At 70.7% G+C, this 21,137-nt stretch carries 23 protein-coding genes and 1 tRNA gene; 18 read left to right on the top strand and 6 right to left on the bottom strand.

Translation table 11 applies throughout. From position 1 onward, the window contains the following. The first annotated feature begins 2 nt into the window (after positions 1-2). The 6 genes from Val02_RS19825 to Val02_RS19800 are packed head-to-tail and all read left to right on the top strand — an operon-like array spanning position 3 to position 6,221. Positions 3-1,316, top strand: coding sequence for a deoxyguanosinetriphosphate triphosphohydrolase (locus tag Val02_RS19825; protein ID WP_239153188.1), 1,314 nt, complete (start codon positions 3-5; stop codon positions 1,314-1,316). 4 nt (positions 1,317-1,320) lie between these two features. Then, positions 1,321-3,171 (top strand): DNA primase, encoded by a 1,851-nt coding sequence (gene dnaG / locus Val02_RS19820; protein WP_203900602.1) that lies wholly within the window; start codon positions 1,321-1,323, stop codon positions 3,169-3,171. A gap of 4 nt (positions 3,172-3,175) precedes the next feature. Then, complete coding sequence (locus Val02_RS19815; RefSeq protein ID WP_203900659.1) at positions 3,176-3,706, top strand: hypothetical protein; 531 nt, start codon at positions 3,176-3,178, stop codon at positions 3,704-3,706. Between the two features lie 9 nt (positions 3,707-3,715). Beyond that, positions 3,716-4,636 (top strand): ABC transporter ATP-binding protein, encoded by a 921-nt coding sequence (locus tag Val02_RS19810; protein ID WP_203900601.1) that lies wholly within the window; start codon positions 3,716-3,718, stop codon positions 4,634-4,636. Continuing rightward, on the top strand, positions 4,636-5,400 hold the full coding sequence (locus Val02_RS19805) for an ABC transporter permease (protein WP_203900600.1): 765 nt from the start codon (positions 4,636-4,638) through the stop codon (positions 5,398-5,400). Before Val02_RS19810 ends, Val02_RS19805 begins: the two co-directional genes overlap by 1 nt. Then, the gene (locus tag Val02_RS19800) at positions 5,400-6,221 is read left to right on the top strand and encodes an ABC transporter permease (RefSeq protein WP_203900599.1); all 822 of its coding nucleotides are present in this window, start codon (positions 5,400-5,402) and stop codon (positions 6,219-6,221) included. The genes Val02_RS19805 and Val02_RS19800 overlap by 1 nt, the downstream gene beginning before the upstream one ends. A gap of 48 nt (positions 6,222-6,269) precedes the next feature. Here the strand turns inward: Val02_RS19800 and Val02_RS19795 are convergent, their stop codons facing one another. Next, complete coding sequence (locus Val02_RS19795) at positions 6,270-6,659, bottom strand: hypothetical protein (protein WP_203900598.1); 390 nt, start codon at positions 6,657-6,659, stop codon at positions 6,270-6,272. 240 nt (positions 6,660-6,899) lie between these two features. Between Val02_RS19795 and Val02_RS19790 the strand changes: the two genes are divergently transcribed. From Val02_RS19790 to Val02_RS19775, 4 genes are all read left to right on the top strand, one after another. Continuing rightward, a tRNA-Asn gene (locus Val02_RS19790) sits at positions 6,900-6,972 on the top strand. Between the two features lie 36 nt (positions 6,973-7,008). Then, positions 7,009-7,323 (top strand): hypothetical protein, encoded by a 315-nt coding sequence (locus Val02_RS19785; RefSeq protein ID WP_203900597.1) that lies wholly within the window; start codon positions 7,009-7,011, stop codon positions 7,321-7,323. Positions 7,324-7,356: 33 nt separating this feature from the next. Continuing rightward, positions 7,357-7,773 carry a helix-turn-helix domain-containing protein gene (locus Val02_RS19780; RefSeq protein WP_203900596.1) on the top strand — a complete coding sequence of 139 codons (417 nt, stop codon included), beginning with the start codon at positions 7,357-7,359 and terminating at the stop codon, positions 7,771-7,773. Continuing rightward, positions 7,770-8,093 (top strand): DUF4180 domain-containing protein, encoded by a 324-nt coding sequence (locus tag Val02_RS19775; protein ID WP_203900595.1) that lies wholly within the window; start codon positions 7,770-7,772, stop codon positions 8,091-8,093. Before Val02_RS19780 ends, Val02_RS19775 begins: the two co-directional genes overlap by 4 nt. A 13-nt stretch (positions 8,094-8,106) precedes the next feature. On the opposite strand, the gene Val02_RS19770 is transcribed toward Val02_RS19775, so the two are convergent. After that, entirely contained in the window at positions 8,107-9,243 is a 1,137-nt protein-coding gene (locus Val02_RS19770) for an FAD-dependent oxidoreductase (protein WP_203900594.1), read from the bottom strand. Between the two features lie 88 nt (positions 9,244-9,331). Between Val02_RS19770 and Val02_RS19765 the strand changes: the two genes are divergently transcribed. The 4 genes from Val02_RS19765 to Val02_RS19750 all read left to right on the top strand — a co-directional run bounded on the left by Val02_RS19765 (position 9,332) and on the right by Val02_RS19750 (position 13,893). After that, positions 9,332-9,946 carry a TetR/AcrR family transcriptional regulator gene (locus tag Val02_RS19765; protein WP_203900593.1) on the top strand — a complete coding sequence of 205 codons (615 nt, stop codon included), beginning with the start codon at positions 9,332-9,334 and terminating at the stop codon, positions 9,944-9,946. Between the two features lie 91 nt (positions 9,947-10,037). Continuing rightward, the gene (locus tag Val02_RS19760) at positions 10,038-10,772 is read left to right on the top strand and encodes an NUDIX hydrolase (RefSeq protein WP_203900592.1); all 735 of its coding nucleotides are present in this window, start codon (positions 10,038-10,040) and stop codon (positions 10,770-10,772) included. Further along, a complete protein-coding gene (locus Val02_RS19755) occupies positions 10,769-11,902 on the top strand; it encodes a 5'-methylthioadenosine/S-adenosylhomocysteine nucleosidase family protein (protein ID WP_203900591.1) in 1,134 nt (377 codons plus the stop codon). The genes Val02_RS19760 and Val02_RS19755 overlap by 4 nt, the downstream gene beginning before the upstream one ends. Next, a complete protein-coding gene (locus Val02_RS19750; RefSeq protein ID WP_203900590.1) occupies positions 11,899-13,893 on the top strand; it encodes a hypothetical protein in 1,995 nt (664 codons plus the stop codon). Before Val02_RS19755 ends, Val02_RS19750 begins: the two co-directional genes overlap by 4 nt. A 63-nt stretch (positions 13,894-13,956) precedes the next feature. Here Val02_RS19750 and Val02_RS19745 read toward each other — a convergent pair whose 3' ends face one another. Continuing rightward, positions 13,957-15,165, bottom strand: coding sequence for a hypothetical protein (locus Val02_RS19745; RefSeq protein WP_203900589.1), 1,209 nt, complete (start codon positions 15,163-15,165; stop codon positions 13,957-13,959). Beyond that, the gene (locus Val02_RS19740; RefSeq protein ID WP_203900588.1) at positions 15,089-15,679 is read right to left on the bottom strand and encodes a SigE family RNA polymerase sigma factor; all 591 of its coding nucleotides are present in this window, start codon (positions 15,677-15,679) and stop codon (positions 15,089-15,091) included. Before Val02_RS19740 ends, Val02_RS19745 begins: the two co-directional genes overlap by 77 nt. A gap of 126 nt (positions 15,680-15,805) precedes the next feature. On the opposite strand from Val02_RS19740, the gene Val02_RS19735 reads away from it, so the two are divergent. Beyond that, positions 15,806-16,147 (top strand): PadR family transcriptional regulator, encoded by a 342-nt coding sequence (locus tag Val02_RS19735; protein WP_203900658.1) that lies wholly within the window; start codon positions 15,806-15,808, stop codon positions 16,145-16,147. Further along, a complete protein-coding gene (locus Val02_RS19730; RefSeq protein ID WP_203900587.1) occupies positions 16,144-17,181 on the top strand; it encodes a hypothetical protein in 1,038 nt (345 codons plus the stop codon). The genes Val02_RS19735 and Val02_RS19730 overlap by 4 nt, the downstream gene beginning before the upstream one ends. Here Val02_RS19730 and Val02_RS19725 read toward each other — a convergent pair. Continuing rightward, a complete protein-coding gene (locus Val02_RS19725; RefSeq protein WP_203900586.1) occupies positions 17,178-17,723 on the bottom strand; it encodes a nucleotidyl transferase AbiEii/AbiGii toxin family protein in 546 nt (181 codons plus the stop codon). The genes Val02_RS19730 and Val02_RS19725 overlap by 4 nt on opposite strands. Positions 17,724-17,839: 116 nt before the next feature. On the opposite strand from Val02_RS19725, the gene Val02_RS19720 reads away from it, so the two are divergent. Then, the gene (locus tag Val02_RS19720) at positions 17,840-18,550 is read left to right on the top strand and encodes an SDR family oxidoreductase (RefSeq protein ID WP_203900585.1); all 711 of its coding nucleotides are present in this window, start codon (positions 17,840-17,842) and stop codon (positions 18,548-18,550) included. Between the two features lie 458 nt (positions 18,551-19,008). Then, entirely contained in the window at positions 19,009-20,469 is a 1,461-nt protein-coding gene (locus Val02_RS19715) for an endo-1,4-beta-xylanase (protein WP_203900584.1), read from the top strand. 194 nt (positions 20,470-20,663) lie between these two features. On the opposite strand, the gene Val02_RS19710 is transcribed toward Val02_RS19715, so the two are convergent. Then, the gene (locus Val02_RS19710) at positions 20,664-21,080 is read right to left on the bottom strand and encodes a hypothetical protein (RefSeq protein ID WP_203900583.1); all 417 of its coding nucleotides are present in this window, start codon (positions 21,078-21,080) and stop codon (positions 20,664-20,666) included. Positions 21,081-21,137 lie beyond the last annotated feature (57 nt).

The following is a 21,137-nucleotide window of genomic DNA, read 5'->3' as shown; positions in this document are numbered from 1 at the left end:
GCGTGACGCAGGTCGAGATCGGTGCGGACGTGGCGCGGTTCGTCGTCGAGCCGCCCAAGGACGCCGGGCTGGTCGAGCGCGGTGCGTTCGAGCGGGACCGGGGTCGGGTGCTGCACTCGGCCGGGTTCCGGCGGCTGGCCACCAAGACGCAGGTGCACGAGGCGGGCAGCGGCGACTTCCTGCGCACGCGGCTGACCCACTCGCTGGAGGTCGCGCAGATCGCCCGCGAGATGGGGGAGCGGCTCGGCTGCGACCCCGACGTGGTGGACACCGCCGGACTCGCCCACGACCTGGGTCATCCGCCGTTCGGGCACAACGGCGAGGACGCGCTGGACGAGGTCGCCGGGCCGTGCGGCGGGTTCGAGGGCAATGCGCAGACGCTGCGCGTGCTGACCCGACTGGAGGCGAAGGTGTTCGCGCCGGACGGGCGTTCCGTGGGGCTCAACCTGACCCGGGCGGGGCTCGACGCGGTGTGCAAGTACCCGTGGTTCGCCGTGCCGGGCAAGCGGAAGTTCGGGGCGTACGCCGACGACGCCGAGATCTTCACGTGGCTGCGCGCGGGTGTGGCCGACGGCCGGCGGTGCCTCGAGGCGCAGGTCATGGACTGGGCCGACGACGTCGCCTACTCGGTGCACGACGTCGAGGACGGGATCCACGGCGGTTACATCGACCTGCGGCCGCTGCGGCACGACGCCGACGAGCGGGCCGCGCTCTGCGCCGACGTGGCGGCGAGCTACTCCGGCGAGACCGCCGACGACCTGTGCGGCATCCTCGCCGACCTGGTCGCCGACCCGGCCCTCGCCCCGCTCGACGGCTACGACGGCAGCCATCGGGCGCAGGCCGCGCTCAAGCGGATGACGAGCGTGTTCACCGGGCGCTTCGTGGCCGCCGCGGTGAGCGCCACCCGGCGGGTGCACGGGCCGGAGCCGGTCCGGCGCTACGCGGCCGACCTGGTGCTGCCCCGGCTCGTGCAGGCGCAGGTGGCGCTGCTCAAGGGGCTGGCGCTGCGCTACGTGATGCGACGGCCGGGGGCGGAGGCGTCCTACGTTCGACAGCGGGAGATCCTGCGTGATCTGGTCACGGCGCTGTGCGAGCGCGCGCCGGACGAGCTGGATCCGGTCTTCGCCCCGCTGTGGCGGGCGGCGCCCGACGACGCGGCTCGGCTGCGGGTGGTGATCGACCAGGTGGCGAGCCTCACCGACCCCGGCGCCGAAGCGTGGCACCGTGCCATTGGTTCGCGACGGCGGTCCTCGCAAGCTGCGGGCCTTGCTGCTCACGCCCGCTTGCAGGACCCTCCCTCCGACCGGGCAGGATAGGGGGATGGCCGGTCGGATCCGCGACGAGGACATCGCCCTCGTCCGAGAGCGCGTGTCCGTTTTTGACGTGATCTCCGAGCACGTCACGCTCAAGTCGGCCGGCGGCGGCAACGTGAAGGGGCTGTGCCCGTTCCACGACGAGAAGTCGCCGTCGTTCCACGTCAAGCCGTCGCAGGGGGTCTACTACTGCTTCGGCTGCGGTGCCGGTGGCGACTCGATCCGGTTCGTGATGGAGATGGATCACCTCTCGTTCGTAGAGGCGGTCGAACGGCTCGCCGACAAGGCCGGCATCCAGCTGCGCTACACCGAGGCCGGGCCGGCGCCGGTGCGCCAGACGGGGCAGCGGCAGCGGCTCGTGGCGGCGCACGCGGCGGCCGCCGAGTTCTACGCGGCGCAGCTGGCCTCGCCGGGAGCGCGGGCGGCGCGGGAGTTCCTGGCGCAGCGCGGGTTCGACCGGGCGGCGGCGGAGCGGTACGGGTGCGGGTTCGCGCCGGAGGGGTGGGACCCGCTCACCAAGCACCTGCGGCAGGCCGGCTTCACCAACCAGGAGCTGGTGACCGCCGGGCTGTCCCGGGAGGCGCGCAGCGGCAGCCTCATCGACCGGTTCCGGCGGCGGCTGCTGTGGCCGATCAAGGACATCTCCGGCGACGTGATCGGCTTCGGCGCGCGGAAGCTCTTCGACGACGACGACGGCCCGAAGTACCTCAACACGCCGGAGACGCCGATCTACAAGAAGTCCCACGTGCTGTACGGGATCGATCTTGCCAAACGGGACATCGCGAAGCAGAGCAAGGCGGTCATCGTCGAGGGCTACACCGACGTGATGGCCTGCCACCTGGCGGACATTCCGGTGGCGGTCGCGACCTGCGGGACGGCGTTCGGGGCCGATCACATCGGGGTGCTGCGGCGGCTGATGCTCGACTCCGACGCGGCCGGCGAGGTGATCTTCACCTTCGACGGCGACGCCGCCGGGCAGAAGGCGGCGCTGCGGGCGTTCGAGGACGATCAGCGGTTCGTCGCGCAGACCTACATCGCGGTCAGCCCGGACGGGATGGACCCCTGCGAGCTGCGGCTCGAACGGGGGAATCTGGCCGTCAAGGACATGGTCGCCGGGCGGGAGCCGCTGGTCGACTTCGCCATCCGGGCCACGCTGGCGCGCTTCGACCTGGACAGCGTTCCCGGGCAGATCTCGGCGTTGCGGGCCGCGGCGCCGCTGGTCGGACGCCTGAAGGACCAGTCGCTGCGGGAGCGGTACGTGGCGAAGCTCTCCGGCATGCTCGGTGTCGAGGTGGAGATCACCCGCCGGGAGATCGCCTCCGCCGCGCGCGGGGCGGGTCAGCCTCCCGCGCCCGCCCAGCGGATGTCCCGGCCGTCGGTGGCCGGTGCCGAGGCGACGGTCGAACGGGAGGCGCTCAAGCTCGCGCTGCAGGCGCCCGCGCTGGCCGGGCCGATGTTCGACGCGGTGGACGTGACGGCCTACCGCGATCCGGTGCACGCGGCGCTGCGGGAGGCGATCGCCGCCGCGGGAGGCGCCTCGACGGCCGCCGCCGGGCCGGTGTGGACCGAGAAGGTGCGCGACGCGTGCACCGACCTGGGCGCTCAGGCCCTGGTCACCGAGCTGGCCGTGGAGCCGTTCCGGTTGGACCGGGGCGAGGCCGACCCGTTCTACGTCGAACTGATCCTGACCAAGGTGCAGCTGCCGGTGGTGCTGCAGCGGCTGCGCGACATGAAATCCCGGCTGCAGCGGCTCAACCCGGTCGCGCACCGGGACGAGTACATGGCGCTGGTCGGCGAGCTGTTCTCCCTGGAGCAGCACGCGCGGGCCCTGCGCGAGCGCGCCGCAGGAGGGGTGTGACGTGCTGTTCCGCCGACGCAAGCTGCCGGCCGACCGCAAGCCGCCGCTGGCCCGCGACGAACGGGTGGTCGCGTGGGCCGGCGCCACCGGCGACGACGTGGTCGTGGCGACCAACCACGGGCTGTGGCTGCCCGCGCCGGACGGGCCGTCCCGGCTCAGGTGGCACGAGATCCACAAGGCGACCTGGTCGGGGCGGGCGCTGGCGATCGTTCCGTCCGAGGTGGTGGCCACGCACGAGACCTACGCCGTCACGGCCGACGCGCCCGGGCGCACCGTGACGCTGCTCGACCCGGACCGCGTGCCGGAGCAGGTGCGGGCGCGGGTGACGAAGTCGGTCGCGTTCACGTCACACCATCCGCTGCCCGCCGGCGGTGGCGTGCGCGTCGTGGCCCGCCGGGTGCCCGGACGCGACGGACTGAGCTGGGCCGTCCGCTACGACCCCGACACCGCGCCGGATCCGGAGACGGTCGCCGCATTGGTGGCGCAGGCGAGCGGGACGATAACCACTGGCGAAAGTGTCGTACCCCCGGGATAGGGTCGCCGGGTGTCGCTCATCGAGGCTCAGGGCCTGGTAAAGCGCTTCGGCGACTTCACGGCGGTCGATGGCATCGACGTGCGGGTCGAGGCGGGGGAGGCGTTCGGGTTCCTCGGGCCCAACGGCGCCGGTAAGTCGTCCACGATGCGCATGGTCGGTTGCGTCTCGCCGCCGACCGACGGCCAGTTACGCATCTTCGGCATGGATCCGGTGCGGGACGGGCCGGCGATCCGTTCCCGGCTGGGAGTGTGCCCGCAGCAGGACTCGCTCGACCTGGAGCTGACCTGCCTGGAAAACCTGACGGTCTACGCGCGCTACTTCGGCATCCCGCGCAAGGTCGCCCGCGAGCGGGCCCGCGAGCTGCTGGACTTCGTGCAGCTCGGCGACCGGGCCGACAGTCCCGTGGAGCCGCTCTCCGGCGGCATGAAGCGGCGACTCGTGATCGCCCGCGCGCTCATCAACGAGCCGGAGATCGTGCTGCTCGACGAGCCGACGACCGGGCTCGACCCGCAGGCCCGGCACCTGGTGTGGGAGCGGCTGTTCCGGCTCAAGCAGCGCGGCGTCACGCTGGTGCTCACCACCCATTACATGGACGAGGCCGAGCAGCTCTGCGATCGGCTGGTGGTGATGGACGCCGGCAAGATCGTCGCGGAGGACGCGCCGCGGGCCCTGATCGAGCGCTACTCGACCCGCGAGGTGGTGGAGCTGCGGTTCGGGCTGGACGGGTTGGACACCTACGCCGACAAGCTGGCCGGCGTGGGCGAACGCCTCGAGGTGCTGCCCGACCGGATCCTGCTCTACGCCGCCGACGGCGACGACGCGGTGGCGCAGGTGCACGGCCGGGGGCTCACCCCGTCGAGCGTGCTCGTGCGGCGCAGCACGTTGGAGGACGTGTTCCTGCACCTCACCGGCCGGACGCTGGTCGACTGATGGGCGGCACCGTCGCCGTTCTCGGGCACCACCTCACCATCTACCGGCGGGTGTGGCGCGGGTCGGTCTTCACGTCGTTCCTGGTGCCGGTGCTGTTCCTGCTCGGCATGGGCATCTCCGTGGGTGGCTACGTCGACGAGCGGCAGGGGCCGTTGGGCGTTCCGTACCTCGACTTCATCGCGCCCGGGCTGCTCATGTCGACGGCGCTGCAGGTGGCGGTCTCCGAGGCGATGTGGCCGGTGTTCGACGGGTTCGCGTGGAGCCGCCGCTACGAGGTGATGCGCACCGCGCCGGTGCGCACCCGCGACATCCTGCTCGGGCACGTGGCGTTCGTGCAGCTGCGAGCGCTGATCGCGGTGGCCGGGTTCCTGCTGGTGATGACCCTCTTCGGCGCCGTGCACTCCGCCCTCGCGCCGCTGGCCCTGCCGGTGGGGGTGCTGGTGGGCTGCGCGACGTCGATCCCGATCTTCGGGTACTCCGCGCACGTCAAGAGCGAAAACATGTTCGCCGTCGTGATGCGGTTCGGGGTGATCCCGATGACCCTCTTCGCGGGGGTCTTCTTCGAGGTGGGCGCGATGCCGCCGGCCGCCCGCGCGCTGGCGTACGTCTCGCCGCTGTGGCACGGGGTGGAGCTGGCCCGGGGCGCCACGCTCGGCGTCGACACCGCGTGGAGCTGGCCGCTGCACGTCGGCTACCTGCTGCTCTGGATCGCCGTCGGCTGGCCGCTGGCGCTTCGCCAGTTCACCCGGAGGTTGGACACCTGATGGTGACGACTGCGCTCGCGCTGCCGCGCGCCGCCCGACGGATCGACGAGGGGCTGCGCCGTTCGCTGGCGGTGACCGGCCGCAATGCGACGCTGGCCCGGCACCTGGGCTACTGGTGGCTGCTCGCGTCCGGGTTCTTCGAGCCGCTGCTGTACCTGCTGTCGATCGGCTTCGGCGTGGGCGCCCTGGTGGGCGAGCTGCCGCTGCCGGACGGGCGCACGGTGCCGTACGCGGAGTTCGTGGCGCCGGCCATGCTCGCCTCGTCGGCGATGAACGGGGCGATCGCCGAGTCGACGATGAACCTCTTCGCCAAGATGAAGCACATGCGGCTCTACGACGCCGTGCTGGCCACACCCGTGACGCCGGTCGAGGTGGCGGTCGGCGAACTGATCTGGGCCACGGTGCGCGGCGGCATGTACTGCGCGGCGTTCCTCGTGATCATGGTGGCGATGGGGCTCACGACGGTGTGGGGCGCGCTGCTGGCGTTCCCGGCGACGCTGCTGGTGTGCTTCGCGTTCGGCGGGGCGGGGATGTTGCTCGCCACGTTCATGAAGGGCTGGCAGGACTTCGACTACCTGATGGCCGCGCAGTTCGCGCTGTTCCTCTTCTCGGGCACGTTCGCGCCGGTCGACTCGTTCCCGACGGTGGCGCGGTGGCTCATGGAGCTGACACCCCTGTACCACGGGGTCGAACTGGTGCGCGCGGCCACGACCGGCACGTTCCAGTGGGTGCTGCTCTGGCACCTGGCCTACCTGGTGGCGCTGCTGGTCGTGACGCTGCGCTTCGCCGGCCGGCGGATGGGCGGGCTGCTGCTCAAGTAGCCGAAAGGGCGGGCCTGCGGCCCGCCCTTCCTGTCCTCGGCGCCGGGATCAGTAGCCCGAGCCCGTGGTGCCGTTGACGCTGCTGCTGCTTGTCGTGCTCCGCGGCGTGGTGGTGCTCGCCGTGGTGGTGCTGCGGGGAGCAGTGCTCGCGGTCGCCAGCGACTCGGTGCCGGAGCTACCGGTGCTGCTGGAATCGCTGTTGAGCAGCTTCTCGCCCACGCGGGTCTCGGCCAGCTTCGACTGGCTCAGGCGGTCCTTGCCCTCGGTGAACAGCTTGTTGGCCTGCTCCTGGACCACTCCGCGGGCTTCCTGCACCGTGGGGTGTTCCTGCAGCTGGCGGGCCTTGGAGACGATCTCCTCGTACTTCTCCCGACCGGCCCGGCTACCGAGAACGAATCCCGCGGCCAGACCGCCCAGGAACAACAGCTTGCCGCGCATGCGACCTCCTTCTCCGGGCGACCCGTGTCGCCGATGAACAGGCGACAGTCGGTGCCGCCGTGTGACACGCGAACGGATATACCCGTCCATGGTGCCGGTGACACCTCGATGATGCGTCGAATTGCCGCGAACGGACGCCCTGTCGAGTAGCCTCCGGCGCGCCGGAGGAAACCCCTGTGCGGGTGCCGCGGCGCGTCATGTACTCTATGTGCCGGCACCGGGAAACGGGCCGAAGCACAGTCCCCTGTAGCTCAATTGGCAGAGCAGCCGGCTGTTAACCGGCAGGTTATTGGTTCGAGTCCAATCGGGGGAGCACAGCTCCATCAGCCAGCTTCGCTAGGCTGCGGCGGTGACTCAACCACCGCCCTCTCTTTCCGAGGCCAAGGACGCCTTTCTCGCCGGTGCCACGTGGCAGGTGCGGGGCACCGCCATGCCGTTCGGCGACGGTAGGCGCGGCGCGGTCGCCGTGACGTTCCACGTCCCGCAGAACCGGTTCAACGCCGTGTCGATCGAGGAGACCGGCACCGGGGTCGTGGTGACCATGCTGGTCAACCCGGACGAGGCGCGCGTCCTCGCGGACTCGCTGACCGAGGCGGCCGGTGCGGCGGCCGGCGCCGGTGAGCCGCTCTTCGACGAGGACTTCGACCCCGCTCAGCACCCCTAAACTTCCCTTTCGAACCTCTGATACGGTCGTTTGGTGACATCTGAGTTCTACTCCGTGGAGCAGGTCGCCGAGCGGCTGGGCCTGCACGTGCGGACCGTTCGTGGATACGTGCGGGACGGCCGGCTGAAGGCGGTCCGGATCGGCAAGCAGTACCGGATCGCCCACGCCGACCTGGCGGCGTTCACCGGCGGGGAGGTGCCGCAGACCGCCCGGGAGAGCGCCGGGCGCACGCGTCGCGTGGAGGTGTCCGCCGTGGTCGAGGTCGACGCGATCTCCCGGGCGTCCGCCGATCGGGTGAGCACCGCCGTGGTCGCCGCCGCCGAGGGCCTCCGGGTCCAGGTCATTTATGACGGGGAACGCGCACACCTGAAGCTCATTCTCATCGGTGATCCCGGGGCGACGGCCGCCATGCTGCAGATCGTCGCGACCCTCGTGGAGAACGTCGCATGAGTGTCTTCGAGGTGCCTGCCGACGGGCCGGTGATCGACAACGCGCTCGACGTCATCGGGGACGCATTCGGCACGGGGGCCGAGACCGTCGTCATTCCCGTCGAACGGCTCGATCCCGCATTCTTCGACCTGCGGACCGGAATCGCGGGGGAGATGTTCCAGAAGTTCGTCAACTACCGGCTGCGGCTGGTGATCCTCGGCGATGTCGGCGCGCACGTGGCCGCCAGCAACGCGTTCCGCGACCTGGTGCGCGAGTCCAACCGGGGCCGGCACGTGTGGTTCGTCGCGAACCGGGCGGAGTTGGCGGCGCGCGGCACGTGAGGCGCCACCGCGTCTACCGCAGGCCGCCGTCGGGCTCGTAGGCGTAGAGCCAGGCGGTGGCCCGTTCGTAGAAGAGCGGCACGAACAGGCGCATCCCGGCCGCCTGTAGACGCCGCTTGAGCGCGCCGGCCTTCTTCGCTCGCCGGTTGTCCTCCGCGGCGCCGAGGAGCTTGGTGATGCGCGGTCGGCGTTCCCCCGAAAAGGCCTGGAGCGCGGCGGAGACCGACGGCGCGTCGCGCAGCGCGGCCGCGAGAACGACCGCGTCCTCGATCGCCATCGAGGCGCCCTGCCCGGCGCCCACGGGGTGCGCGGCGTCGCCGATGAGCACGACGCGCCCGCTGTGCCAGGTGGCCACCGGGTCGACGACGTGCATGAGAACGGTGGGCTGCACCGCCGTGGTGGCCGCGATGACCGCCGACGGAACGGCCTCGTCGCGGTACAGCTCGGCGATCGGGGGCGGCGTGCCGGGTGGCGGCGGCACGGGAGCGGCGACCTGCGCGGACCACCAGACCTCGCGTCCGCCCACCCCGAGGTGGATGAACGCCCCGTTGCGCGCGAACGTCAGGTGGAACACGCCCGGCTTCACACCGTCCATTGTGGACACTCCGGAGACGCTGTAGAGCCCGGCGTACTCGGCCGTGGGTGCGGCGGGATCGAGCAGCCCGCGCACGGTCGACCAGATCCCGTCGGCCGCGACGAGCAGGTCGGCGGAGTCCCGCTGCCCGTCGCCGAACGCCGCGACCACCCCCGATCCGGTCTCGGTCAGGCCGGTCAGGCGAACTCCCGTGACGATCCGCGCGCCCGCGTCGACGGCGGCGGCGCGCAACGCCGCGACGAGCCGGCCGCGCATGAGCGTGACGCTGTGCAGGGTGTCGCCGCTGCGCCGGCCGCGCGGGACGTCCGCGATGAGCCGCCCGCCCGCCGACCACATCCGCATCCGGGGCACCTCGTGGCCGGCCGCCTGAACGGTCGGGAGCACTCCCAGCGCGTCGAGCCCGCGCAGCCCGTTGGTGGCGAGGCTGACGAACGAGCCGACGTCGCCGGCCGGGTCCTCGTACGCCTCGTAGACGGTCACCTCGGCGCCGGTGCGCCGCAGGGCCAGTGCCGCCGCCGCTCCGGCCACGCCACCGCCGATGACGATCGCACGCATGTGATCCTCCCCGAATTTCGATTCACTGAACTTGAGTTCGGTGAAAGTGTCTTCGCTAAGATTGCGCGTGTCAACAGGAGGTGGCCGGATGCCCGAGGTGGGATCGCGGAAGGCGCGTGCCGCACAGACGCGGGCGGCCCTCCTCGACGCGGCGCGCCGCCTCTTCGCCGAACGCGGCTACCTCAACACGAAGATCACCGACATCACGGCGGCCGCCGGCCGTGCGACGGGGTCGTTCTATGAGCACTTCGCCGACAAGGATCAGCTGCTCAAGGCGCTCATGGCCGAGCTGGAGGACGCCGCCGACGATCGGCTCGCCGCCGGTGACCACCCCGCCGACCACGACCTCACCGACCGCACGCAGCTGCGCGAACACCTCGGCATCGCCTGGTCGGTGATGCGCGCGCACCGGCCGGTGGTCGTGGCGACGTTCCAATCGATGATCGCCGCGGATCCGGGATCGGGACGCGCCTGGGCCGAACTGGTCGAGCGCACGGCCACGTTCCGCGAGCATCTGGAGTGGCTGCGCGGGCGGGGACACCCCGTGGCGGGCGACGACCCGCAACTGGTCGCGGCGGCGATGGGGGCGATGCTCTCGACGCTGAACCACGCGATGCCGGCGGACGCCGACGACGCGCGAGTGGTGGACGCGTTCACCGATCTGCTGCTGTACGGGCTCGCCGGCCCGCGCGACGCGTCCTGACCCGTCCCGCTGTCAACGCGGTGCAGATACTGAAAGAAGCGGCGTGTCCGCGGGCTTACTGTCAGGGTGACAGTAAGCCTACGATGCATCCGTGAATGACGATGGATGGGTACCGCCGCAGGTATTGCTGGCGGTGGATCTCGTCATCCTGACGCTGCGCGAGTCCCGGATGCACGTCCTGCTCGTGGAGCGTGGGGTCGAGCCGTTTCGCGGCGTCCGGGCGCTTCCCGGCGGTTTCCTCGGGCACGTCGACGAAGACCTGCTCGACGCGGCGCACCGGGAACTGGCGGAGGAAGCCGGCCTGACCGCCGATCACGTTCACCTGGAACAGCTGGGCGTGTACGGCGCGCCGGGCCGCGACCCGCGAGGGCGGGTCGTCTCCGTCGCCTATCTGGCGATCGCTCCGCGGCTTCCGGAGCCGGTCGCCGGTACCGACGCCCTCGAAGCCGGTTGGACCCCGGTCGACGCGGTGTTGTCCGGCGGGGAACGGCTGGCCTTCGACCACCGGCGGATCGTCTCCGACGGCGTGGAGCGCGCCCGGTCGAAGCTCGAGAGCACCGCGCTCGCGACGGCGTTCTGCGGGCCTCTCTTCACGATCGCGGAGCTGCAAGGCGTCTACGAGGCGGTGTGGAGTGTGCGGCTCGACCCCCGGAACTTCTACCGCAAGGTGCAGAGCGTGGACGGATTCATCGAGCCGGTCGGGCCTCGACGGAAACCGGAGGTCGGTCGACCGGCCCGGCTGTTCCGCGCCGGAGCGCACAAAACCCTTCGTCCCCCGATGACCAGACCCGTGGATTCCACAGACGAGAAGGCGGTCGAGGCATGAGTCGTGCCGGCGCGGTGGTTCTCACCGCACTTGATCTGGAGTACCGCGCCATGCGCGCGAAGTTGCGGAGCCCGACGGTTCATTGGCATCCCAAGGGCACCCGTTTCGAGGTCGGCCGGCTGGCCGGTGACGGATGCCGGGTCGCCCTCGGACTCAGCGGCAAAGGCAACCACTCCGCGGCGGCGCTGACGGAACGCGCCATCGCCGAGTTCGCGCCGTCCGCGGTGATTTTTGTCGGGGTGGCCGGCGGGCTGTGGCCGAGCATCGGGTTGGGTGACGTTGTGGTCGCCTCCCACGTGTACGCGTATCACGGGGGGACCAGCGAGGACGACGGACTCAAGGCCCGTCCACGGGTGTGGGAGATTCCGCACCGCGCCGGCCAGATCGCCCAACACGTCATCCGAATGCGGCGCTGGGCCGCCGCCGTTCCCGGCGATGCCTCGCCCACGGCGCACTTCGGACCGATCGCGGCCGGGGAAGTCGTTCTGGACTCGGGCATCTCGGCGCAGGCCGAGTGGGTCCGGACGCATTACAACGATGCGCTGGCGATCGAGATGGAGGCCGCCGGAGTGGCGCAGGCCTGCCATCTGAACGACGCGCTGCCGGTGGTCGTCGTCCGCGGGATCAGCGACCATGCCGACGGGACAAAAGTCGCCACCGACGGGGAACGCTGGCAGCCACGGGCCGTGGCGCACGCGGTGGAGTTCGTGGCGGATCTCGTCCCGGAACTCGTGAACGGGCTCGTCGCGCAGTCCGCTCCCGACAGCGAAACACCCGCGGTCGTCTCCTCCGGCAATTACAACGTGGCCACCGGCAACGCGCGGGTCGGCGTGCAGGCCGGCACCATCCACGGCGGACTCGTGTACGCCGGTGCCCCGGCGCGGTCGGGTGGCGTCGAAGCGGGCGTCGACGCGCTCCGGGACCGGCTGCGAGATGCGCACCAGGAGAATCGGCTGGACGAGGCGGTCTACCGCGCCGCTGTGGCGGAACTCGACGGCGCCATGTCACGGCACCCGAACGCGGGGGAGCCGATCCTGTCGCTGATGCGGCTGCGCGGGCTCGTCGCCGATCTGCCCGACGTGGCGCGTGCGGTCGCCGACCTGGCCGATGCGGTGCGAGGCGCGTCGTGACGCCCTACTCCGCGACGAACGTCGCCGACGGCCATGCGCAGGTCGGGATTCAGGCGGAGACGGTTCACGGCGACATCTACTACCAACTGGCGTCCGATGCCTCCCCCGAGGAGCGGTTCCGTGTCGGGGTGCGCTATCTCGACGCGCGGATGCCCACCAAGGCGCGGGAACTGATCGAAGAAGCCGTTTCGCAGGGCCACGACACCGACGAGGTGCAGTTCCACCGTCTGCTGGCGCTCCTGAGTGGACGGACGGTGCATCAGCTCGAGGACAACGACCTGGCCGCGCTCCTGTCGATGTGCGAGGGGATCGGGGCGCTGAAGGGGAGCGGAACGTGGGCGGTGGCCCTACGCGTTGTCGTTCGCCTGCTCGACGCCTCTGACGAGTCCGACGCGGACGATGCCCTGAAGGGTCTGGACCGCCTTCCGGCCGAGCAGCGCAACAAGATTCTCGACCATCTCGGAGTTCTTCTCGACGGAACGGCCGAGGACCAGATGTGGTACCGGTCCGCGCTGCGGGCGTCGGAAGGGCGGATGTCGAACGACAGAGCGGATCGCATCTGGATGTTCTTTCACCCGGCTCCGGCGCCGCCCCGGGTGCGCCGGCCACGCCCCGAAGCCGTATCGATCGCCGATCGGTTCATCCTGATCGTCTCCGCCGCCGCGCTGGTGTTCGCACTGGGCGGCGTGGGCTGGCTGAACCTTCGCGCCGGCGGCTTCGTCTCCGACATCGTGTTCGTTCTCGGAGTGGCGGGTTTCGGCGTGTTCGTGCGCGCCGGCGCGGAACACAATTTCCGGCAGCTGCGGGTACAGGCGAAGGATCGCGCCTACGCGATCTCCCGGGCGTGGCGGCCTCCGCCCGTTCAGGACGGGTTCACCAGGAGGGTGGATCGCAGCTTCGACCGGTACTTCAACCGCTACGTGCCGAACGGCGCGGATCGCGCGATGTGGCTCGCGCAGACCGCCGGCATCCGGTGGAATCTGCGCGACGAGGTGGTCGAGGTGTATCGGGAGGCGCGGATATCGGCCGACCGCGTCGACTGGCTGATCCGGCACCTGGTCAGCGAGGTGCGGCGCGGCTGGGAGAACGGCACCCTGCTGGCGCACCGCGATCAGTTGCGGACCCCGCCGCGGACCCGTGCCGAGCGCACGGCCGGGCTGGTCGTGGCGTGGGTGGCGGCCGTCTGGGTGGGTGCTGTCACCGCGTGGAACGCACCGCTGGGCGGCACCCTCGTGGTGTCCGTCGCGGTGATCGCCGCCATCGTGGGTGTCGGCGCGTTCTTCCGGACGGCCGCGGAGCGATGGCGGGCCGAGGCGGACGCCGTGGAAGCCACGCAGGAACTGGCCGCGCGTACAGCGGCGTTCGACCGCTGGGCGGAGAAGCTGTCCCGCAAGCCGTCCGACGCCGAGATGGCGTTCTGGCTCGACTGCGACCGCCGGATCCTGGTGAACGACGCCATGACCCACTATCGGCTCAGTCCCAGCCAGGTGATCGCGCACGCCTTCATCGAGGCTCCCGGAAAGTCCTACAAGCGGGCGCGTGTCGCGCGTGGCCCGTGGCGCTATTCGCGGTACGCCATGCTGCTGTTCCTGCTGACCCGGGACGGCGTGCGTCAGGTCAACATCGACCTGGACTTCCTGGGCGGGGTCTCGCGCGGCACGCAGCGGCTCAACTACCGGTTCGACGCCGTCGCCGCCGTCCGCATCGACGGGCTGCAGACGCCGCAGCAGACGTTCGAACTGACGCTTGTCAACGGCGAACCGATCAAATGGCGGGTGACCGAGTCCAGCCTGGAGAACGCGCTGCCGGGCGAGGACGCCCGGGAGCTGTCCGAGGTGGCGCTGGACGCATCCGGCCTGGTCAACACCCTCAACGTGCTGGAAGGAATCGCGGCGGAGGGCAAGCACTGGATCGTCAATCAACGCGACCGGGCGCACGACCGTCTCGCCGGCATCACCGCTGTGGCGCGCAACCTCACGACCGACGAGTAGGCCCGGAGTGTCGGGTCACGGGAGCGGGCCTCCCTCGAAGCCCGCTCCTGCGAACCGGTCCGGTCAGCCGCCGACGGGGACCCAGGTGGCCCGGTCGGCGAAGTTCACCGGGATGAGCCCGTTGACGAACTGCCGCACCTCCGCCACGGTCATGCCCTCAGCGAAGCGGCCCTCCACCTCGATGAAGTAGGCGCCGGCGACGACGGCGCAGGACGGCTGCGTCTCGTGGCAGTGCACGCCGTTCCGGTTGCGGATGCTCTCGTTCTTCGGTTCGCCGTGGAACGCCGCGATCCGCAGGACCGGCAGGTCGACGGTCACCTCGGCGGCCCGCTTGTCGGCCGGCAGCGCGCCGCGGTGCAGGTACACCTCGGAGATGGTCGAGCTGTCCCGGTCCGGCGTCTCGGTGGCGGCGACCACCTGCCAGCCGTTCGGGAGATTGCCGATGCGGAACGGCAACCGGATGTCGCGGGCCGGCTTGGCGGTCACGGCTGCGGCGATCCGGATCGCGTCGTCACGCGACTGCGCACCCTCCTGCCGCCGCGGGACGTACGTGGCCCAGGAGTCCGGCGCGTACTGCCACGCCACCGCCGTGCGCCTGATCTCGGTGCCCTGCTCGCCGCCGGCCGCCCGGTAGGCCGTCTCCCGTCCGATGCCCGCCCGGCCCGCCACTGTCACCCCGAAGGCGTCGCCCCACGCGGCGGTCGGTTCCTCGGCGCCGAGCCGCGCCGGGTCGTAGACACCGGCCCGGTAGAACGTGACGGAACCGACGCTCATCGGATACGTCGTCCCGTCGTCGTCCTTCCACGTCAGGCCCTCGCGATACACCGGCAGTTCGTGGCGGTCGGTGGCCACCTGACCGGCCGGGCCGATGCGGTACTCGCCGGCGCGGTACTCGTCGAACACGGTCCGGAAACCGGTCGGGATGGTGAGCAGCGGATCCGACGCGGGAACGTGCGGCAGCACGTCGGCGACCGAGGGCACCGGCCGGAACTCGGGCAGCGGCTCCGGCTCCGTGCCGTCCGACGGCGCGGAGGCCGACGGTGCCGCACCCACCGGTGTTCCCGTCGAGGTCGAGGCGGCCGGCCCGTTGAGGACCGCTACCGCCGCGACCATGACGGCGATGACCGCCGCCGTACCGCTGACCGCCGCGGCCGCCGTCCGGCGGGCCCGCATCCGCCGCGCGGTGGCGATGATGTCATCGGTGCTCGTACGCCGCGGCGGCGGTGGTGCGCCCTGCACCGTTTCCAGCACGTCCCGGACGTGATACGACATGGTTGTTCCCCTTCTCGTCCCGCAAAATGATGTCTTCGGCCGCCAGGACGGCACGCAGCGTGTCCAGTCCCCGCGCACTCTGGCTCTTGACGGTGCCGGTGCGGCAGCCCAGGATCTCGGCCGTCTCCTCGACGCTGAGACCCTCGAGGAACCTCAGCACCAGGACGGCGCGCTGTCGGGGCGCCACCTTCTGCAGCGCGGCGTGCAGTCGCAGCCGTTCGTCGATCCGCCCGGACTCGTCGGGCCGCGGTACGTCGGGCAGCGCGTCGCCGACCGAGCGTTCGCGCCGCCACGGCCGGTTCTTCTCACCGATCGCCGCGCGAACCACCGTCGTGCGGGCGTAGGCCTCCGGCGAGGCGATCCGTTTCCAACGCAGGCACAGTTGCGCCAAGGAGCGCGCCACGGCGTCCTCCGCGGCCTGCCAGTCACCGCACGTGACATAAGCCAGCGCGCGCAGCGGCTCGAACCGGACGCGGACGAACTCCCGGAAGGCTTCCAGGTCTTCGGCATCCACTCGGTCGTGCTCCCTTCGTCGCCACATAGAGCGAGCCGAGCGATCACGGGGTTGCATCGATCTTGGCGCCAACTGGCGCACAATATCCTGGCTTCCGATATATTAGGCGTCATGATGCGTCGGGTAATGACGGAGCAGGCGTTCTACATCCTCACCGCCCTGGTCGACGGCCCGCGACATGGGTACGGCATCGTCGGCGAGGTCGCCGAACTGACCGAAGGCCGGGTGGATCTCCGCGTCGGCACCCTGTACGGCGTGCTCGACCGGCTCGTCGCCGACGGCCACGTGGAACTGGACCGCGAGGAGCCGCATCAGGGCCGACTCCGTCGGTACTTCCGCCTCACGGACAGTGGCCGCGAGGAACTGGTCGCCGAGGCGGCCCGTCTGGAGGCCAACGCGCGGGCGGCGACCCGGAAGCTCCGCGCCTCCGGCCGGACCCGCACCGCCGGCGCGGAGGGTGTGGCATGACTCCCCTGGAAGTCCGCTACCGCCGCGCGCTGCGGATGCTGCCCACCGCGTACCGGCAGGCGTGGGAGGAGGACATGGTCGCCACCTACCTGGAGCGCGCCTACGCCGCCAACCCCGACGACCCGGAGGACGTCGAACTGGGCAGCCCCGACGCCGCCGAACTGGTCAGCATCGCCGCGTCGGCCGTGCGCCTGCGCCTGGGTGCGGCCGGTGCGCCGCCGCGGGCGGTGGCCTGGGGAGCGGCGATCCGCCGCGTGGCACTGGTCGGTTTGCTGGCGCACGCCGTCGTGGCCGTCGTCGCCGTTCTGGTGGCGGTCTGGGCCGCCCGACGGCTGCCCGGCGTCGCGCTGCCGGCCGTCGCGTACCGCCCCGACTCGTGGCAAACCGCCTGGGTGCTCGCCGACCTGCTGTGGCTGCCCGTGTACGGCTGCGTCGTCTACGGGCATCATCGGATCGCGCGGGTGCTGGCAGCGATCCTGATCGTGCCGTCGGTGCTGGCCACTGTCGTCGACATGGTCGTTGCGGGCGGGCCGTCGCCGGTGTCCCGCCTGTACGGGCTGTTCTTCGCCGCGCTGCCGGTGCTCGCGCTCGCCGCGTTCCACCGCGACGCGCCGCCGGTGGCGAGCCGGCCGTGGCTGATCGCGCTGCCGGCCGGCGTGGTGCTGACCGTCGCGGCCCTGCTGATCGGCGGGCCCGCCGGCGATCGGAGCGTGTTCGTGGACCTGCCCGCGCTGTGGACCGTCGGGGTGGTCGGTGCCGCGATCGCCTACCTGTGGGCGGCCGCCGTCAAGGGTGCGCCGCCGCCGGTGCATCAGGCGCTCGCGCTGGCCGTGCTCGGGGTCGCCGTGCTGGGGCTGCGGGTCGCGACGACGGTCGAGCATCTGGCGTTCCCACCGGAACTGCCGCATCGGTCGGCGTTGCTCGCGGCGGATCTGGTCGAGGCGGCCATGCTGCTGGTCGTCGCCCTCGCGTCGGCGGCGGCCGCGGGACGGGAACTCCGGCGGGCGCCCCACACCCAGCGGTCCTTGGCCTAACGGTCGAACACGTCCTGCAGAACCGCCCGCGCCCGCTCCGGCATCTCGTCGTCGGGAAAGACGTAGGCGCACAGGCTGAGGACCCGCTCGGCGTCGGCGAGCCCGAGCCGTCCGACCAGGAACCGAATGTCCTCGGCATCCCGGTGCCGGGCGGCGAGCACCATCGAGGCCAGGATGTGCTCGGGCGAGGCGGCCGTGACGCGAAGCCCCGGATGGTCCAGGACGCTGAGCGCCGCGGCGTCGCCGCCCGGGGCGACCCGGGCGGTTGTCGGCCTGCCGAGCCACCGGTGCGGCAGGCCGAGTTCGTCGGCGACGGCTGCGGCCTCCTCCAGGACGATGTGCCGCGGCTGGAAGACCGCGTCGAGGTCGGGGGTCGGCCGGCGTCCGGCGTGGGTCAGGGCCAGAGCGGTGCCGCCGTAGAGGTAGAGGTGCGCGCGCACGCCGCGTTCGACCAAATGGTCCCCGAGCAGGTGGAACGCCCGCTCGACGGCCGCCCGATCCCATAGCCCCGATGGTCGGTCCCGTGCACCGCTTCGCTCCACACCGTCGACGCTATCGGGGAAGCGCGGCACCGCCCGGGTCGCGATGCCCACGACGCACAGTGAGCTGCCTCGCATTACTTGCCTCTGACGTCAACGTCAGGTTTTACGGTTGCGGCATGCAGATCAACGGCACAAAAGCCCTCGTAACCGGCGCCAACCGCGGCCTCGGCAAGGCGTTCGCCGAGGGGCTCCTCGCCCGCGGTGCCAGCACCGTCTACGCCACCGCCCGCCGCCCCGAGAACATCGACATCCCCGGCGTCGTCGCCCTCCACCTGGACATCACCGACCAGGCGTCGATCGACGCCGCGGCCGCCGAGGTGGGCGACCTCGACATCCTCGTCAACAACGCCGGCATCTCCACCGACGCGCCGCTGCTCGGCGCCTCCACGGAGAACATCCGCCGCGAGTTCGAGACCAACTTCTGGGGCACGCTGAACGTCACACGCGCCTTCGCCCCGCGCCTTGCCGGCGGCGCCATCCTCAACGTCATCTCGGCGTTGAGCTGGTACGCCTTCGCCCCCAGTAGCAACGGCTACGCCGCCTCCAAGGCCGCGGCCTGGTCCCTCACCAACGGCATCAGACTCGAACTGGCCGACCAGAAGACCCAGGTCACCGCCCTGGCGTTGGCTATCGCCGACACCGACATGATGGCCGCGTACGACATTCCCAAGCTCCCGCCCCGCGAGGTGATCGCCACGGCTCTGGACGGGCTGGAAGCGGGCAAGCTGGAAGTCATCGCCGACCCTCCCACCGCCAACGTGAAGGCCTCGCTGTCCCGCGATCCGGCCCTGTTCTACGCCGATATTCCCGGGGCGCTGTTCGGCTGACGGGGCGGGACAACGCGTCGAGCGGCCGGCCATGTACGCGAGGGACGTGGCCGGCCGCAGCGCGATCAGCTTCGTGGTGGGTAAGCCGCTCGCCGGCTCTGAAATCGTTCATCAGGATCGCGGCGGGCAGGGCTGAGGTGGCTGACGCGGATTCCCGCCGCGCGTGTCGCCGGCGAAACCGGCCTGCGCTGGAGCATGTGGCGGCTCCCTCGGCCCGGCGGGGACGCCGCTCGGATGATCCGCACCGGCTGCCGCTCGTTCACCGTTGGCAGTTCGATAGACGGAAGTCAAACAGAATGCTATGAACTCTGTGTCGCTGCACCGTTTCCGATGGCCGTAGGCATCGTGCGAGCCGGATCGGCTCGGCCTTGACGTGCGGCTGTGGAATGGCGTCCGGCGCGAATCAATGCGGTTCCGCGTGCGTCGGATGACGGGCAGGAAATAGAGGAGGCGCCCAGATGAACGACACTTCCGCGAACTCAAGACGCCGGAATAGTGGTGGTGTCCGACTGCTTCTCGGCGGCATCTGTGCCCTGCTGATAATCGCTTCCTCGGTGGCGGCAGCGACATTCGCCTATGCCGATCTCACTGATCCGCCCGGTACCACCTTGAAAGCCGCCGCCGAGCGGAGTGGTCGGTACTTCGGCGCGGCCATGGGCGGCGACCGGCTCAGCGACTCCGGATTCCTCGCGATCGCGAACCGTGAGTTCGACATGATGACGGCCGTCAATGAGATGAAGCCCGACGCGACCGAGCCCAACCAAGGTCAGTTCGACTTCCGGGCCGGCGATGCGATCTACAACTGGGCGGTTCAGCACGGCATGCGGGTCCGCGGACACACCTTGGCCTGGCACGCACAGCAGCCGAGATTCTGGGGCAGCCTCAGTGGTAGCAGCCTGCGCACCGCGATGATCAATCACATCAACGGAGTCATGGCCCATTACCGGGGCAAGCTCGCCGCCTGGGACGTGGTCAACGAGGCCTTCGCCGAGAACGGCAGTCGACGCTCCTCGAACCTGCAGTCCACCGGTAACGACTGGATCGAGGTCGCCTTCAGGACCGCGCGGGCCGCCGACCCGGGCGTGAAGCTGTGTTACAACGACTACAACATCGAAAACTGGACATACGCGAAGACGCAGGGCGTCTACAACATGATCAGGGACTTCAAGGCCCGTGGGGTCCCGATCGATTGCGTCGGCCTGCAGACCCACTTCACCGGTGGTAGCTCGCTTCCGGGCAACTTCGAGCAGACGCTGTCGAGCTTCGCCGCCCTCGGCGTGGACGTGGCGCTGACCGAGGCCGACGTCACCAACGCCTCCACCAGTCAGTACCAGGGTCTGACCCGGGCCTGTATGAACGTTCCACGCTGTATCGGCATCACGACGTGGGGCATCCGCGACAGCGACTCCTGGCGCGGCAACGAAAACCCGCTGCTCTTCGACCGCAACAGCAGTCCCAAGGCCGCGTACTCGTCCGTCCTCAACGCTCTCAACGCCGCCACCACCATGGTTCCGGGCAGCAGTACGCCGCCGAGCACCCCGGGCAGCGCCTCGCCGAGCCATTCGGCCAGCGCCTCACCGAGCGCGCCGTCGAGTTCGCCACCCGTCACGGGGCAACCGGGCTGCGCCGCGGCGTTCCGCATGGTCAACAGCTGGGGCGGCGGCTTCCAGGGCGAGGTCACCGTGACCAACACCGGCTCCGCCCCGCTCGGCGGCTGGACCGCGCAGATGACGCTGGCCAGCGGTCAGACCCTGGCCAACATCTGGAACGGCATCAACACCGGCACCAGCGGTACGGTCGGCGTCCGCAACGCCTCGTACAACGGCTCCCTGGCGCCGAACGCTTCGACCACCTTCGGATTCCTCGTCAACGCCAGCACCAACACGGCGCCCGGCGGCGTGTCGTGCACCGGCGCCTGACGGACGACAGGGGTGGCCGTGGCGGTGCTCCAGGCTCAGCAATGAACGCCGGGGCCGGCTGACGATTTCGAGATGGGCTGTGTGCGGCACGGCACGGCCCATCTTCGGCGGCGGGCGACGGCACCCTCGTACGCACCGACCGGCTCGGCCGCGCCGCGGACCGTCGCTACTACGCCGGCGAGCCCCGCCACATGTCAGGCGAAGTAGGCCAGAAACGCAACCGTGTCTGCGTAATAGGCGGAGAGTTTCGCGATTCTTCCGTCGGCGAGGTCGTACCGCTCGATGATCGAGGTCTGCCAGCCGTCCGGGTGGCCTTCGCGGGGGCCGAACTGGATCTCGTAGTAGTGCAGCACCGTGTCGCCGTTCTCGAAGAACTGGGATCCGCTGGTGACGAATTCGACGCCGGTGCGGAGCGCCATGTCCGCCGCGGCCTTGCGCCACTGTTTCCAGCCGTCGAATCCGGTGAGCCGGCCGAAGATGCTGTCCGGTTCGATCAGGACTGAGCTGTCGGTGATGTAGCGCGAGATCCCGGCGACAAAGGCCGGCTCATCGAGCATCGTGGACTCGATGAACGCGGAGTACTCCTTGATGAAATCGGTGTGGTCGCTCATGCCTTACTCCTTCGGATCGGATGTGCCGTCAGCGGACCACTGAGCCGGCAGCGTCGC

Origin of the sequence: Virgisporangium aliadipatigenens, from assembly GCF_016863615.1 — a bacterium.
Classification (GTDB): domain Bacteria; phylum Actinomycetota; class Actinomycetes; order Mycobacteriales; family Micromonosporaceae; genus Virgisporangium; species Virgisporangium aliadipatigenens.
This window is presented reverse-complemented; position numbering and strand designations above follow the sequence as displayed.

Bases quoted from the DNA above. Each gene is read 5' to 3' on its own strand.
- dnaG (WP_203900602.1), top strand. From the start codon at position 1,321: ATGGCCGGTCGGATCCGCGACGAGGACATCGCCCTCGTCCGAGAGCGC.
- Val02_RS19715 (WP_203900584.1), top strand. From the start codon at position 19,009: ATGAACGACACTTCCGCGAACTCAAGACGCCGGAATAGTGGTGGTGTC.
- Val02_RS19805 (WP_203900600.1), top strand. From the start codon at position 4,636: ATGGGCGGCACCGTCGCCGTTCTCGGGCACCACCTCACCATCTACCGG.
- Val02_RS19720 (WP_203900585.1), top strand. From the start codon at position 17,840: ATGCAGATCAACGGCACAAAAGCCCTCGTAACCGGCGCCAACCGCGGC.
- Val02_RS19730 (WP_203900587.1), top strand. From the start codon at position 16,144: ATGACTCCCCTGGAAGTCCGCTACCGCCGCGCGCTGCGGATGCTGCCC.
- Val02_RS19745 (WP_203900589.1), bottom strand. From the start codon at position 15,165: ATGTCGTATCACGTCCGGGACGTGCTGGAAACGGTGCAGGGCGCACCA.
- Val02_RS19710 (WP_203900583.1), bottom strand. From the start codon at position 21,080: ATGAGCGACCACACCGATTTCATCAAGGAGTACTCCGCGTTCATCGAG.
- Val02_RS19795 (WP_203900598.1), bottom strand. From the start codon at position 6,659: ATGCGCGGCAAGCTGTTGTTCCTGGGCGGTCTGGCCGCGGGATTCGTT.
- Val02_RS19775 (WP_203900595.1), top strand. From the start codon at position 7,770: ATGAGTGTCTTCGAGGTGCCTGCCGACGGGCCGGTGATCGACAACGCG.
- Val02_RS19735 (WP_203900658.1), top strand. From the start codon at position 15,806: ATGACGGAGCAGGCGTTCTACATCCTCACCGCCCTGGTCGACGGCCCG.
- Val02_RS19770 (WP_203900594.1), bottom strand. From the start codon at position 9,243: ATGCGTGCGATCGTCATCGGCGGTGGCGTGGCCGGAGCGGCGGCGGCA.
- Val02_RS19755 (WP_203900591.1), top strand. From the start codon at position 10,769: ATGAGTCGTGCCGGCGCGGTGGTTCTCACCGCACTTGATCTGGAGTAC.
- Val02_RS19765 (WP_203900593.1), top strand. From the start codon at position 9,332: ATGCCCGAGGTGGGATCGCGGAAGGCGCGTGCCGCACAGACGCGGGCG.
- Val02_RS19800 (WP_203900599.1), top strand. From the start codon at position 5,400: ATGGTGACGACTGCGCTCGCGCTGCCGCGCGCCGCCCGACGGATCGAC.